Genomic DNA, 13,930 nt, shown 5'->3' with positions numbered 1-13,930 from the left:
AACGGCGGGGATCGTCGGCGACACGCCGCAAAACGAACCCCGCCCCCGGCGTGGCGCGGACGATGTCCGCGGTTGTGCCGGGGGCGGGGGCTGGGGCTACTTCTTCGCGGGCTTGCGCTCGGGCACGGGCGCCCTGCCGGATGCGGCGAGCTCGGCGTAGTACGCCGCCGCCTCGTCCTGGCGGGCCTGCTCCGCGCCCGAGGCGATCGGCGCGCGCACGTGCTCGGGTTCGTAGCCGAAGGCGTCCACGAGGTCCTGAGCGTGCGGCCGCAGCCGCAGGCACAGGCGATCGATGTAGCTCGACACGGCCGCGGCGCGCTGAGCCGACAGGCGCCCGTTGATGAGGTACCACGCGAGGTGCTTCTCGACGACGGTCAGGCCGAACAGGTCGCGCAGCCAGGTCAGCACGGTGCGGGTGCTCTCGCCCTGCGTCTTGTTGACCGCATCCGTGAACGCCTCCCACATCAGCAGCTCGCCGTGGGCGCGGGCGGCCTCGATCAGCTCGGCCTGGTTCGCGTTGAACAGGGCCGCGGCCTCCTCGGGGGACAGCTTGGCGGCCGGGCGGAGCCGACCGGCCAGATCGGCGACCATCTGCTGCACGCGCCCGGCGAGCAGCTCGTGCTGCTGGTCGGCCCGCAGGCCGCGCTCGACGGCACGCGCGGTCGAGCCGAAGTCGCTCACCGCCTGGCCGAACTGCCGCAGGCCCGCACCGTGGAACACCTTGCCGGCGGTCTGACCGACCGCGAAGGCGGCGAGGGCCTTGGCATCCTTGCCCTTGAACTGCCGGCCGTAGTCCGACAGCAGGCGCTTGCCCACCAGCTGCAGCAGGACGTTGTTGTCGCCCTCGAACGTGGCGTAGATGTCGAGGTCCTGCCGGAGGCCCACCAGACGGTTCTCGAACAGGAACCCGGCTCCGCCGCACGCTTCCCGCGCCTCCTGCAGCGTGTCCAGCGCGTGCCACGTCGACAGCGGCTTCAGCGCGGCGGCGAGGGTCTCCAGATCCTGCCGGTCGTCGTCGGTGTCGGTGACGCCGCTGAAGACCGCATCGAACTTCTGCAGGAACTCATCGTGCGCGAAGATGTGCGCGTACGTCGTGGCCAGGCGCGGCAGGAGGCGGCGCTGGTGCTTGCCGTAGTCCAGCAGCACGACCTCGGGCGTCCCGAGGCCGGAGTCGAACTGGCGGCGCTGGTTGCCGTACGTGATCGCGATGTACAGGCCCAGGGCCGAACCCCAGGATGCGGCGCCGTCGAGGGAGATGCGGCCCTGCACGAGCGTGCCGAGCATCGTGAAGAAGCGGCGGCCGGGGCTGGCGATCTCGCTGGAGTACGTGCCGTCGGGGGCGACGTCGCCGTAGCGGTTGAGGAGGTTGGTGCGCGGGACGCGCACGCTGTCGAAGTGCAGGCGGCCGTTGTCGATGCCGTTGAGGCCCCCCTTGAGCCCGTCGTCCTCGCCGCCGATCCCGGGGAGGAAGTCGCCGTTGTCGTCGCGCAGCGGCACGTAGAAGCAGTGCACGCCGTGGTTGACGCCGTTCGTGATGAGCTGCGCGAACACCGTCGCGGCGATGCCGTGCAGCGCCGCGTTGCCGAGGTAGTCCTTCCACGCCCCGCGGAACGGGGTGTTGATGACGAACTCCTCGGTCTCGGGGTCGTACGTGGCGGTCGTGCCGATGGCCGCGACATCCGAGCCGTGCCCGGTCTCGGTCATGGCGAAGGCGCCGGGGATCTCCAGGCTCATGATGCCGGGGAGCCACTTGTCGTGGTGCTCCTGCGTGCCCAGCTGCAGCACCGCGGCGCCGAAGAGACCCCACTGCACGCCCGACTTGATCTGCAGGCTCGGGTCGGCCACGACGAGCTCTTCGAAGCCGGCGATGTTGCCGCCGTTGTCTTCGCTGCCGCCGAAGCGCTTGGGGAACGCGCGGTGCACGGCCTTGTTCTCCACCAGCAGGTGCAGCTGGCTCAGCACCCGCTCGCGGTGCTCCGCCATCGACAGGCCGTCGACGCGCCAGAAGGCGGGGTCTTTGATCATCTCGCGCGCCGTGCGGCGCGTGTCGGCCCACGTCCCCAGCAGCAGGTTCGTCACGGCGGTGACGTCGATCTGGGCTTCGGATGCTTCGGCCGCCGTGTGCGCGGCGGTGGGGGCGCCCCCCGCGGGGGTGCGCTTGTCTTCGGCGGGCGTGGTCGGTCGGACGGCGGCGTCAGCCATGTTCAACACCTTTCGGCGGGACGAGAATCGACTTTCACCGTAGGACTCCCACAACCGCCCTCCAAGCTGGTTGGCCTATCCCCACAACGCGGGTCGTCGACGTCGGCGCCCCTCCTTGTGCTCCCCGCACAGTTCAGGCGACCGCATCACCGCGGAAGAAGCGGTCGCTCGTTTCCCGGAGCCGATCCTGCACGTCGGGGTCGTAGGAGATGGGCGGCGTCGGGGTGTCGGCCGCGCGGACGAAATAGCGCCCGGTGACACCCTCCAGCGCCGCGTCGACGGCAAGGCGGAGGGTGGCCGCGGCACCCTGCTCGGGGGTGAGCAGGATGGGGCGGATGAGCCCTTCCAGCGGCCGGAGCGGGGCAGGGATGAGGCTGTCGATGATGTCGGTGGAGACGATGCCGGGGTGGACCGCATTCACGGTGACCTCGCCGGCGAAGGTGCGGGCGAGGCGGTAGCCGGCGGTGACCGTCAGCAGCTTGGCCCGCGCGTAGGCCTCGAAGGGGATGAAGCCCGCCGCCGGGTTGAGGCGCGCGAGGTCATCCAGACCGCCCACGTCGAGCGTGACCGGCCGCGGCGTGCCCAGGAGCGTGATGCGGCGGGTGTCGCGGAGGCTGTCCGAGGCGACGTTCACGACCCGCGCCCTGCCCCGCCGGAGCTGCTCCTCGAGCAGGACGGTCAGGCCGAACGCGGCCAGATAGTCGACGGCGATGTGCATCTCGATGCCGTCCGATGACCGTCGATGGTGCGCGTAGTGCGCCCCGGCGTTGTTGACCAGGACATGCACGGCATCGTGACGATCCGCGATCGCGCCGGCGACCCGCATGACGCCCGCTCGATCCGAGAGATCACCGGCGACCACTTCCCACGTGCCGCTGCCCGGCATGCCCTGGGAGAGCACGGCTTCTGCTCGAGAGGCGTCTCGGGCCACGGCGACGACGTGCATGCCGTTGCGGACGAGCTCCCGGGAGATGACCCGCCCCATGCCGCCGGTGGCTCCCGTGACCACGGCGACGCGACCGGCGACGCTCATCGACGGATCCGGGGGTAGCGGCGAACGTAGTGCGGCTCCTCCGCCTCGCGAACGAGGAAGTCGGCGAGGTCGGCGCGGCCGATGAAGTGCCAGAGCCGGATCGGCAGATCCTCCCCGGTGCGGTAGGCGCCCGTCGCCGGGCCGTCCCGGAGCATCGGCGGCCGGACGATCGTCCAGTCGAGGCGGGAGGCGGCGATGAGCGGCTCCATCGACTCCTTGTCGGCCATCTTCTCGCCCACTCGCGACCACACCGCCCGCGCGTACAGCGACCGGTCATGGGTCTCGCGCGCCCCGTGCGCACTCACGGCGATGAGCCGGGGGACGCCGGCTGCCGTCATGGCCGGGACGAGGGTGCGCATCGCGTCGGTGCACACGGTGGTGACGCCCGTCGCAGAACCTCCCAGTGCGCTGATCACGACGTCCACCCCCTCGAGCGCGTCGCGCAGCCCCGCCCCGTCCGAGACACCGGTCCAGGCCACCTCACGCACTCCGCTCTCGGGTGCGAAGGTCCCCTCGCGCCGGACGAGGGCGACGACCGCATGCCCCGCCCCGCCGCCTCGGGCGACGACGTGGCGACCCGTGCGTCCCGTGGCACCGAGCAGAAGAATGGTGCGTTTCGATACATTCTGTCTCATAGCCGAGAGGATCCCACGCGCTGGCTTTTGAGTCAACATGTCTCATAGACTGATCGCGTGACGGACGAGCCGGACCCCCGCTTCCTGCGCAGCCGGCAGGCGATCCTGGATGCGGCGCGCGAACTGCTCCTCGCGCACGGCCCCGTCGCGGTCACCCACCAGCGCATCGCCGAGCACGCGGGGATCGGCCGCGCCACCGTGTACCGGCACTGGCCGCAGCCGGAACAGCTCCTGGCCGAGGCGATGACCACCGTTCCCCTGCCGTTCTTCGAGTCGCCCGCCGCTCCGTTCCGGCCGTGGCTGACCGGTGAACTCACCTCGCTCGCACGCCAGCTGGAGCTCGATGCGGTGCGAGCCGTCGCGACGACCCTCGCCAACGCAGCCCTGTGGAACCCGGGCATGGACGCCCGGCGCGCGGGTTTCGCCGCCGCGGTATCGCAGCGCCTGGCTTCGGCCCTCACGGAAGCGGAGCGGGCAGGCGAGCTCTCCCTGAGGGGAGAGCTCTCGGATGCGGCCGCCCTCGCGATCGGTCCCCTCTACTATCGGGCGACCATCGAGCGAGCTCCCGCCGACGCGGCTCTGATCGAGCGCTGCGTCGCCGCTGTCGGGGTGTGGACGTCACCGTGACGCCCGCCGCATGCAGCCGGTGACCTGGCCCGGTCTGGGCAGCCCCCGCCGCGGCGTCAGTGGGCGGCGACGACGGCGAGGATGCGGTCGCCGTAGGCCTCGCGCTTCTTGGCGCCGATGCCGGTGATGCCGTCCAGATCGCCGAGGGAGGAGGGGCGGGCTTCGGCGAGCGCGCGCAGCGTCGCGTCGCCGAAGACGATGTAGGCCGGAACGCCCTGCTCCCGCGCCTGCTCGGCCCGCCAGGCCCGCAGCGCCTCGAACAGGTCGCGGTCGCCGGCATCCACCGACTCGGCCGCGGAAGACTTGCGCACGCGCGGCCCGCCGCCGGTGCGTCCGAGCGTGTCGCGGCGCAGCGGCACGGGCGTCTCGCCGCGCAGCACTCCTCCGCTGGCCTCGGTGAGGCCCAGCGTGCCGTAGTCGCCCTGCGCGACGAGGAGTCCCCGTGCGAGCAGCTGCCGCACGACGCTGCGCCAGTCCTGATCCGACAGGTCGGCGCCGATGCCGTAGGTGGCGAGCTTGTCGTGCCCCTGCGTGGCGATGCGGTCGGTCTTCGCGCCGCGCAGGATGTCGACGAGGTGCCCGGCACCGAAGGACTGCCCGCGCTCGCGCTGCAGGCGCACGATCGTGGAGAGGAGCTTCTGCGCGGCGACCTGGCCGTCCCACGTCTCGGGCGGCTCGAGGCACGTGTCGCAGTTGCCGCACGCGCCGGCGTGCTCCCCGAAGTAGGCGAGCAGGTTCTGCCGGCGGCAGGCCACGGTCTCGCACAGCCCCAGCATCGCGTCCAGGTGCTGGCCCAGGCGCATCTTGAAGGTGCGGTCACCGGGCGACTGGTCGATCATGCGACGCTGCTGCACGACGTCGCCGAGTCCGTACGCCATCCACGCGACGGCCGGCTCGCCGTCGCGGCCCGCGCGACCGGTCTCCTGGTAGTAGCCCTCGACCGATTTGGGCAGATCGATGTGGGCGACGAAGCGGACGTCGGGCTTGTCGATGCCCATGCCGAAGGCGATCGTCGCGACCATCACGACGCCGTCCTCACGGAGGAACCGCGACTGGTGGGCGGCGCGGACGGAGCCGTCCAGACCCGCGTGATAGGCCAGCGCGTCGATCCCCTGCCCGCGCAGGAACTCCGCGGTCTGGTCGACGGTCTTGCGGCTGAGGGCGTAGACGATGCCGGCCGAACCCTCCGGCTGCGCGCGGATGAAGGCGGCCAGCTGCTTGCGCGGCTCGACCTTCGGCGCGATGCGGTACTGGATGTTGGGACGGTCGAAGCTCGCGACGAACCGGCGGGCGCCGTCCAGGCGCAGGCGCTCGACGATCTCGCGCGCGGTCGCGGGCGTCGCCGTCGCGGTCAGCGCCATGCGCGGGACGCCGGGGAACCGGTCGGCGAGGTCGCCGAGCGCGAGATAGTCGGGGCGGAAGTCGTGTCCCCATTGCGACACGCAGTGCGCCTCGTCGATCGCGATGACGCTGAGCCGGCCGCGCGCGAGCAGGTTGAGGGTCTGCGCGCCGTTCAGCCGCTCGGGCGCGACGTAGAGGAGGTCGAGGGTGCCGGCGAGGTACGCCTGCTCGACGGCCTGCCGTTCGCCGGGGCTCTGGGTGGAGTTGAGGTAGGCCGCCCGCACGCCGTTGGCCACGAGCGCGTCGACCTGATCGTGCATGAGGGCGATGAGCGGGCTCACGACCAGCCCGGTGCCCGGCCGCACGAGCGCGGGCACCTGGTAGGTGACGCTCTTGCCACCGCCGGTGGGCATGAGCACGACCGCGTCGCCGCCGCCGATGACGTGCGAGACGACGTCGCCCTGATCGCCGCGGAACGTGTCGTAGCCGTAGACCTCGTGCAGCACGTCGCGCGGATCGCGCCCGGTGAAGTCGCGCACCGCGGCGTCCAGGCCCGGGACGGATGCGGCGCCGGCGACCGGTCCGAAGCCCGCGGCATCCCCCGGCGGGGGCGGCGAGAAGAGGTCGTCGGGCGGCGGAGCGTCGTCGGGGTCCCAGTCGAACCCGGCGTACGGGTCTTCGAGGTCGGCGTATCCCGGGTCGGGGTCGTATCCGGGCGCACTCACCCCTCCACGGTAACCCGCTCCCCCGACGCAGCCGCACCCGTACCGCCGATCGGTGGACGGGCACCCTCCGGGCGACGGCGGGTGCTCGCGGTCGGAGGGGGCGGACGAGGACCGCTAGATTTACGCGTGGCGCACGGGAGCGCCGACGGGGGAGGACGTCCGTGCGGACGGCATCACCGTCATCATCGTCGCCGCGCGCAGGAAGCGGCCTGCCCAAGGAGGAACGCCGTGACCGCGAACCCGGAACAGACCCGACCGCGGCGCGAGCGGCCTTCGGGTTCGCGACGGTCCCGTGTGCCGGCGGCGATGGCCGTCGCCGGTCTGCTCCTTGCGACCACGGCGTGCGCCGCATCCGAGCCGCCGCGGCCCGACCCCACCGAGGTCGTCCTGGAGTACCTCGACGCCATCGCGGCCGGCGACGCCACCACGGCGCGGCAGCTCGACGCGGCGGCCATCGGCGACCCGCAGTTGCCGGATGTCGACGCCGACACGCTGCGCACCGACGCCGTGCTGGCCGGGGCCCAGCGCATCGAGAACGTGACGATCGAGGCCGACACCACCGGCGACGAGGACACGCGCAACGTGTCGTTCCAGTACGAGCTGGCCGGACAGCAGGAGAAATCGGTGCTCACCGTCGCCTGGAACGCCGAGGCGGGTGAATGGCAGTTGGCCGACTCGCTGACCACTGACCTGATGGTCACCGCGGAAGTCAGCCGGATCGAGATGAAACTCGTGTCGTTCGCGGTCCCGGGAGCGACCGTGACCCAGGTCGACGACCCGGCTGCGGCGACGATGAGCTTCCTCATCTATCCGGCGGTCTACTCCGTCACAGCCGACATCGACCCGGCGACCCTCGTCGACCCGGCCGCCGGGATCACGCAGGAGATCGCCGTCGACCTGTCGGTGCAACCGACCGCGCGCTTCGCGGTGACGCAGCTGCCCGCGTCGGGGTAGGCGCGCTCTCAGGATTCCGGCGTGTGCAGGCGCGCGAGGAAGCGCTCGGTCCGCGGCGGCGCGCCGCGCCGGTCCAGGAGCGACACCACGACGATGACGGCGGTGCTCAGCGGGATGGTCCACGCCGCCGGCTGACTGAACACCACCGCCCACTCCCCCGCGTTCCGCGCGAGCGCTCCGCCGATGAGCGCTCCGCCGCACGAGATCGCGCCCACGACCATGCCGGCCACCGCGCCGCGTGCGGTGAGGCCCCGCCACCACACCCCCAGCAGCAGCACCGGCGACAGGCTCGACGCGGCGAAGACGAACACGAGGCCCACGGTGGAGACCAGCCCCTCCGGCACGGCCACGAGAGCCACAGCGAGCGGAACCGCCGTGCACAGCACCGCCGACAGCCGGAACGAGCGCACCGTGCCACCGAACAGGTCCTGGCTGACGACGCCGGCGAGCGAGACGACGAGCCCCGACGAGGTCGCCAGGAAGGCGGCGAAGGCCCCGGCCACGATGAGCGCCGTGAGCAGCTCGCCCACCGGGCCGGGGAAGACGCGGGAGGGGAGCAGCAGGACGACGGCGTCCGCGAGCCCGGGCCGCGCCAGGTCGGGCGCGACCACACGGGCGATGAGGCCCATCGTCGACGACACGGCGTAGAACACACCGATCATCGCGATCACCAGCACGGTCGTGCGCCGCGCCGACCCGCCCTCCGGGCTGGTGTAGAAGCGCACGAGCACGTGCGGCAGGCCGATCGTGCCGAGCAGCAGCGCCACCATGAGGGATGCGGTGGCGTAGGCGTCGGCGGCGGCCGGACCCCGCTCGAGCGGGAACACCACGTGCGGGTCGATCTCGTAGCCGCCTCCGGACAGGGCCACGAGCAGGAAGACGGCGGGCACCAGCAGGGCGGTGAGCTTGAGCCAGTACTGGAACGCCTGCACCGCGGTGATCGCCCGCATCCCGCCGGCCGCGACGATCCCGGCCACCAGCACCGCCACGAGCACCGCGCCCACCCAGGGCGGGAGATCGGCGACGACGCCCAGGGTGATGGCGGCCCCGTGCAGCTGCGGCACGATGTACAGCCACCCGATGACGAGCACGACGATGCTCGTCACGCGCCGCGCGCCGATCGATTCCAGGCGGGCCTGGACGAAGTCGGGGATCGTGTACGCGCCGCTGCGGCGCAGCGGTGCGGCCACGAACAGCAGCACGAGCAGGTAACCGGCCGCGTACCCGACGGGGAACCAGAACCCCTCCGCGCCCGCGAGCAGCACGAGTCCGGCCAGACCCAGGAAGGTGCCGGCCGAGAGGTACTCCCCGCTGATGGCCGACGCGTTCCACACCGACCGGACGCTGCGCGAGGCGACGAAGAAGTCGCTCGTGGTGCGGGAGAGGCGGATGCCGGCGAATCCGAGCACGGCGGTCACGAGGATCAGCAGCCCGACGGCGGCCAGATCCAGCGCCGGGTTCACCCGTGCTCCGGCTCGACCAGTGCGCGGTACCGCCGTTCGTTGCGCGACGCGCCGCGGGCGTACACGACCGCGAATGCCAGGATCACGGGATAGAAGCCGTACGCGTGCAGCAACCACGACACCGGCACGCCCCACACCACCGGATCGGCGACCGCCGGCAACAGGAACAGCGCGCCGGTGAGCGCTCCGGCGACCACGAGGAATCCGAGCAGGCACGCCGACGCCAGCCGCAGCTGCGCGCGCACGAGCCCGCGAGAGAAGACGGCGTCGGCCTCGTCGGTGCGCGAGCCGGGCAGCGCGATGCCGCGCGTCGCCGTCCGCGGAACGTGGCGGGCGGCGGATGCGGTGACCCGCACCCGCGCGGGCGGCCGCTCGCCGCTCACACCTGCCCCCGGCCGGGGCGCGGGAGCAGCGCCTCGCGCACGGCCGGCACGAGCCGGCGGCTGACGGGGAGCTCGATCTCGGCCAGCCCCACCGTGGGCGCCGGGCCCGACAGGCGCACTTCGACGATGGCGTCACGGTGGACGAGGTACGACCGGTGCACACGGATGAAGCCCGCGTGCGCCCAGCGCTCGGCCAGCTCCGAGAGGGGGACGCGCACGAGGTGGTCGCCGCCGGCGGTCCGCAGCCTCGAGTAGTCGCCCTGCGCCTGCACCCACCGCACGTCACTGCGGCGCACCATCCGCGTGGTCGACCCCACCGTCACCGGGATGGTCTCGGCATCCCCCTCGGTCGCCGCGGCTTCGGGCCCGCCCGCACGCGCGCCGCCGGCCGCCTCCGCGGCGGCCTCCACGGCCCGGCCGATCGCTCGCTTCAGGCGCTCGACGCGCACCGGCTTGAGCACGTAGTCCACGGCATCCAGGTCGAACGCCGCCACCGCGCCGGCGTCGTCCGCGGTGACGAACACGATCGCCGGTCGCGCCCGCAGCCGGGCGAACGCGCGGGCGAGGTCGAAACCGCTCATCCCCGGCATGTGGATGTCGAGGAAGGCGGCCTGCACGACGCCGGTCTCCAGGATCCGCAGCGCCTCGGCTCCGTTGCGCGCGGTGCGCACGACGCCCACGCGGTCATCGGCGCGCAGCAGAGCGGCCAGGTCGTGCAGGGCGGGCGGCTCGTCGTCGGCGACGAGCACGTCCAGGCTCACGCCGGCCCCGTGTCGTGCAGCGGCTGCGACTTGGGCACGCGCATGCGCACCAAGGTACCCGCGCCGACGTTGGTCTCCACCACCAGTCCGCCGCCGCTGCCGTAGAGCTGGCGCAGTCGCGTGTCGACGTTGCGCAGGCCCACATGCGCCGAGGCCGCTTCGCCGTCGAGCAGCTCGGCCAGCTGCGCGGGATCCATCCCGGCCCCGTCGTCCTCCACGGTGATCTCGGTGTGCGTGCCGTCATCCAGCGAGGCCAGTGTGATGACCCCGCCCTCCTCGCCGGGCTCCAGCCCGTGCCGCACGGCGTTCTCCACGAGCGGCTGCACCGAGAGGAACGGGATGACGGTCGTGAGCGTCTCCGGCGCGATGCGCAGCCGCACCGTGAGGCGGTCGCCGAAGCGGGCGCGCTCGAGCTCCAGGTACGAGTGGATGCTGCGCAGCTCCTCGGCGAGGGTGGTGAACTCCCCCTGCCGGCGGAAGGAGTACCGCGTGAAGTCGGCGAACTCCAGCACGAGGTCGCGCGCACGGGGCGGGTCGGTGGAGATGAACGACGCGATCGCCGTCAGGGCGTTGTAGATGAAGTGCGGACTGATCTGCGCACGCAGCGCCCGCAGCTCCGCCTCGGCGAGCGCCGTGCGCGAGGCATCCAGCTCCCCCAGCGCCAGCTGCGCGGCGCACCAGCCGGCGACATCCCCCGCCGCCCGCACGAGGGGACCGCGCACCGGCGAGGCGAATGCCACCACGACCCCCCACACCGCCCCGTCCACGACGATCGGGGCCCCCACCGCATCCGGTGCCGACCCCTCCGGATGCGGGAACACCTGGCGCCGCCCGGTCTCGCGCACGCGTGCGGCCACACGCCGGGCGGCCGGGGCGAGGTCGTCCGCGCCGTCCAGCGCAACGGCGTCGCCGGGGCCGACGATCGCGACCGCCGAGCCGCCCAGCAGCGTCCGCAGGTGTCGCACGGCGCGGTGGGTGTCGGGCTCGGCGCGACCGCCCCGCAGTGCGGCAGCGGCCTGCGCGGCCACGTGCAGCGTGCGGTGCGTGGCCCGCTCGGCGTCGCTGCCGAGGTCGCGGGAGGCGCGCCCGAGCCGCCGGGCGAAGACGAGGGCGAGGGTCAGCAGCACGCCTGCGACGACGCCGACCGCCCCTCCCAGCAGCGCGGCGTCCGGCATCCTCAGAGCCTAGTCAGCAGCACCGCGCCCCCGGGTTGCGATCCTGCTGGTCGAGCCGGTCGCGCCAGAACTCCCGCTCAGTCATCGGCTGCTGCGCGGGATGGTGGACGCGCAGGTGTGCGACGTAGGTGTCGTAGGCCCGGTCGCCCATCAGGGTCGTGACGTACCACCGGATGCTCCGGCCCGTCCTGGCGAGGGGCTCGCGCACGCGCACCCACCACGCGGCGGGGGCCGGAGCATCCGAAGAGGTCATGTCCGTCGTCCCGTCACGAGTGAGCGGGCGACGTACGGTCGGCCCGGTCGCGGCCGGGCAGCGCCTCCCACTCCTTCTCGATCTCGCGCTCGGCCTTGGTGGCGAGGAAGCCCGCGGGGGCGAAGCGGCGCGACGGAACCGGCGGGTCCTCCGTGTTCTCGCCGCCACCCCGCCGCACCGCGACGATCGTGACCCCCACCGCGATCGCGATGACGAGAATCGCGAGGGTCACGAAGATGATCGACAGAGTGCCCTGCACGGCGGTGTTGCGCACGACCGCCTCCATGGCCTCGCGGCTGGTCGCCGTCCCGAACTCGGTGAGCCCATCGTCCAGCGCGGCACGGAAGGCGGCGTTGTTCGCCCAGTACCCCACCGCCGGCACCGGCGAGAAGATCTTGTACATCGACGCGGTGATCGTCACGACCGAGGCGAACGCCAGCGGCACGGCGACGATCCACAGCCACTTCGCGTAGCTGCGTCCCCGCTTGGCCACGATCGCCATCACGACGGCCAGCGCGATGGCGGCCAGCAGCTGGTTGGCGATGCCGAACAGGGGGAAGAACGTGTTGATGCCGCCCAGCGGATCGGTCACGCCCAGGATCAGGATCGACCCCCATCCCGCCACCATGATGGCGGTGCAGATCCAGACCCCCGGCCGCCACGACACGTCGCGGAAGCGCGGCAGGAACGTGCCGAGGGAGTCCTGCAGCATGAAGCGCGCGACGCGGGTACCGGCATCCACGGCGGTCAGGATGAACAGCGCCTCGAACATGATCGCGAAGTGGTACCAGAACGCTGCCAGCGCCGGTCCGCCCAGGGCTGCCTGCATGATGTTCGCCAGTCCCAGCGCGAGGGTGGGAGCGCCGCCGGTGCGCGACACGATCGTCTCCTCGCCGACGGCGGCGGCTGCCGAGGTCAGCATGTCGGGCGTGAGGTTCACCCCGGCCAGGCCCAGGCCGTTCACGAACGCGACGGCGCCCTCCACGGTGCCGAGGGTCGCGGCGGCGGAGGAGTTCATCGCGAAGTAGATGCCACGGTCGATCGAGAGCGCCGCCACGAGCGCCATGATCGCGACGAACGATTCCATCAGCATCCCGCCGTAGCCGATGAAACGCGACTGACGCTCCTTCTCGAGCAGCTTCGGCGTGGTCCCCGACGCGATGAGCGCGTGGAACCCCGACAGCGCCCCGCACGCGATCGTGACGAACAGGAACGGGAAGATCGGGCCGGTGAACACCGGGCCGAGCTCGCCACCGGCGAATTCACTGAACGCGGGCACCTCGATCTCGGGACGCACCAGGATGATCGCGCCGGCGAGCATGACGATGACGCCGATCTTCATGAACGTCGACAGGTAGTCGCGGGGGGCCAGCAGCAGCCACACCGGCAGCACCGCGGCGACGAAGCCGTAGATGATGATGCCCCACGCGATCGTCGTGCGGTCCAGCGTGAAGATCGCCGCGCCCCACTCGGTGGAGGCGACCCAGCCGCCGGCGATGATCGCGCCGATCAGCAGCACGAAGCCGATGAGGGAGATCTCGGTGATCCGCCCCGGGCGGATCCAGCGCAGGTAGCACCCCATGAACAGCGCGATCGGGATGGTCATCGACACGCTGAACACGCCCCACGGGCTCTCGCCGAGGGCGTTGACCACGACGAGGGCGAGGATCGCGACGATGATGAGCATGATCAGCAGGCTCGCGATGATCGCCGCCGTGCCGCCGATCCGGCCGAGCTCCTGACGGGCCATCTGCCCGATCGTGCGGCCGCCGCGGCGCATCGAGAAGAACAGGACGAGGTAGTCCTGCACGGCGCCGGCGAGCACGACGCCGACGATGATCCAGATCGTGCCGGGGAGGTACCCCATCTGCGCGGCCAGCACCGGCCCGACCAGCGGCCCGGCGCCGGCGATGGCGGCGAAGTGGTGGCCGTAGAGCACGCGACGGTCGGTGGGGACGTAGTCCTTGCCGTCCTGCTTGCGCTCGGCGGGGGTGGCCCGGCGGTCGTCGGGGCGCACGATGTAGCGCTCGATGACCTTGGAGTAGAAGCGGTAGCCGATCAGGTACGTGCAGACGGCCGCGAAGACGAACCAGATGGCGTTGACGGTCTCACCCCGCACGAGGGCGAGCATCGTCCAGGCGACACCGCCGAGCAGCCCGATGGCCACCCACAGTGCGATCTTCGGCCAGGTCCACCGGGTGCGGAGCTCATCGGCCGGCACCGCCACCGGGGGAAGCGAGGGATCGGTCGGGATGGCGTCGTCGACGGGGGGACGGTCGGATCCGACGGGGGATGCGGACATGGTTCTCCTCGGGCGCGTCGTTGCGGACCCGACGAGGCTACGGATCCCGCCCGTGGCGTGCCGCCCGGGCGGCACG

At 72.2% G+C, this 13,930-nt stretch carries 12 protein-coding genes; 2 read left to right on the top strand and 10 right to left on the bottom strand.

The annotated features are described in order from the left end of the window. Positions 1-96 precede the first annotated feature (96 nt). The 3 genes from F6J85_RS00870 to F6J85_RS00860 form a co-directional block, all read right to left on the bottom strand. Complete coding sequence (locus tag F6J85_RS00870) at positions 97-2,202, bottom strand: acyl-CoA dehydrogenase family protein (protein WP_150923444.1); 2,106 nt, start codon at positions 2,200-2,202, stop codon at positions 97-99. A gap of 133 nt (positions 2,203-2,335) precedes the next feature. Beyond that, positions 2,336-3,235: an SDR family NAD(P)-dependent oxidoreductase gene (locus F6J85_RS00865; RefSeq protein WP_150923443.1), complete on the bottom strand. Its 900-nt coding sequence runs from the start codon at positions 3,233-3,235 to the stop codon at positions 2,336-2,338. Next, complete coding sequence (locus F6J85_RS00860; RefSeq protein WP_191906695.1) at positions 3,232-3,870, bottom strand: NAD(P)-dependent oxidoreductase; 639 nt, start codon at positions 3,868-3,870, stop codon at positions 3,232-3,234. The genes F6J85_RS00865 and F6J85_RS00860 overlap by 4 nt, the downstream gene beginning before the upstream one ends. A 57-nt stretch (positions 3,871-3,927) precedes the next feature. Between F6J85_RS00860 and F6J85_RS00855 the strand changes: the two genes are divergently transcribed. Then, complete coding sequence (locus tag F6J85_RS00855; protein ID WP_150923441.1) at positions 3,928-4,497, top strand: TetR/AcrR family transcriptional regulator; 570 nt, start codon at positions 3,928-3,930, stop codon at positions 4,495-4,497. Positions 4,498-4,553: 56 nt separating this feature from the next. Here the strand turns inward: F6J85_RS00855 and recQ are convergent, their stop codons facing one another. Further along, the gene (gene recQ / locus F6J85_RS00850) at positions 4,554-6,563 is read right to left on the bottom strand and encodes a DNA helicase RecQ (protein ID WP_150923440.1); all 2,010 of its coding nucleotides are present in this window, start codon (positions 6,561-6,563) and stop codon (positions 4,554-4,556) included. A 228-nt stretch (positions 6,564-6,791) separates the two neighbouring features. On the opposite strand from recQ, the gene F6J85_RS00845 reads away from it, so the two are divergent. After that, positions 6,792-7,517 (top strand): hypothetical protein, encoded by a 726-nt coding sequence (locus F6J85_RS00845; protein WP_150923439.1) that lies wholly within the window; start codon positions 6,792-6,794, stop codon positions 7,515-7,517. 8 nt (positions 7,518-7,525) lie between these two features. Here the strand turns inward: F6J85_RS00845 and F6J85_RS00840 are convergent, their stop codons facing one another. From F6J85_RS00840 to F6J85_RS00815, 6 genes are read right to left on the bottom strand one after another with little or no spacing between them, the layout of a single operon-like run. Next, on the bottom strand, positions 7,526-8,980 hold the full coding sequence (locus tag F6J85_RS00840) for a sodium/solute symporter (protein ID WP_150923438.1): 1,455 nt from the start codon (positions 8,978-8,980) through the stop codon (positions 7,526-7,528). Beyond that, positions 8,977-9,363 carry a heavy metal transporter gene (locus tag F6J85_RS00835; RefSeq protein ID WP_150923437.1) on the bottom strand — a complete coding sequence of 129 codons (387 nt, stop codon included), beginning with the start codon at positions 9,361-9,363 and terminating at the stop codon, positions 8,977-8,979. Before F6J85_RS00835 ends, F6J85_RS00840 begins: the two co-directional genes overlap by 4 nt. After that, positions 9,360-10,124 (bottom strand): LytR/AlgR family response regulator transcription factor, encoded by a 765-nt coding sequence (locus tag F6J85_RS00830; protein ID WP_150923436.1) that lies wholly within the window; start codon positions 10,122-10,124, stop codon positions 9,360-9,362. The genes F6J85_RS00835 and F6J85_RS00830 overlap by 4 nt, the downstream gene beginning before the upstream one ends. Further along, complete coding sequence (locus F6J85_RS00825; protein WP_150923435.1) at positions 10,121-11,299, bottom strand: sensor histidine kinase; 1,179 nt, start codon at positions 11,297-11,299, stop codon at positions 10,121-10,123. Before F6J85_RS00825 ends, F6J85_RS00830 begins: the two co-directional genes overlap by 4 nt. 13 nt (positions 11,300-11,312) lie before the next feature. After that, positions 11,313-11,552 carry a YbdD/YjiX family protein gene (locus F6J85_RS00820; RefSeq protein ID WP_150923434.1) on the bottom strand — a complete coding sequence of 80 codons (240 nt, stop codon included), beginning with the start codon at positions 11,550-11,552 and terminating at the stop codon, positions 11,313-11,315. 13 nt (positions 11,553-11,565) lie between these two features. Further along, on the bottom strand, positions 11,566-13,854 hold the full coding sequence (locus tag F6J85_RS00815) for a carbon starvation CstA family protein (RefSeq protein ID WP_150923433.1): 2,289 nt from the start codon (positions 13,852-13,854) through the stop codon (positions 11,566-11,568). Positions 13,855-13,930: the final 76 nt, after the last annotated feature.

The organism is Microbacterium lushaniae, assembly GCF_008727775.1.
Taxonomy (GTDB): domain Bacteria; phylum Actinomycetota; class Actinomycetes; order Actinomycetales; family Microbacteriaceae; genus Microbacterium; species Microbacterium lushaniae.
This window is presented reverse-complemented; position numbering and strand designations above follow the sequence as displayed.

What these genes read in the sequence shown, in the direction of transcription:
- F6J85_RS00865 (WP_150923443.1), bottom strand. Translation starts at nt 3,235, where the DNA reads ATGAGCGTCGCCGGTCGCGTCGCCGTGGTCACGGGAGCCACCGGCGGC.
- F6J85_RS00815 (WP_150923433.1), bottom strand. Translation starts at nt 13,854, where the DNA reads ATGTCCGCATCCCCCGTCGGATCCGACCGTCCCCCCGTCGACGACGCC.
- F6J85_RS00860 (WP_191906695.1), bottom strand. Translation starts at nt 3,870, where the DNA reads ATGAGACAGAATGTATCGAAACGCACCATTCTTCTGCTCGGTGCCACG.
- F6J85_RS00820 (WP_150923434.1), bottom strand. Translation starts at nt 11,552, where the DNA reads ATGACCTCTTCGGATGCTCCGGCCCCCGCCGCGTGGTGGGTGCGCGTG.
- F6J85_RS00825 (WP_150923435.1), bottom strand. Translation starts at nt 11,299, where the DNA reads ATGCCGGACGCCGCGCTGCTGGGAGGGGCGGTCGGCGTCGTCGCAGGC.
- F6J85_RS00870 (WP_150923444.1), bottom strand. Translation starts at nt 2,202, where the DNA reads ATGGCTGACGCCGCCGTCCGACCGACCACGCCCGCCGAAGACAAGCGC.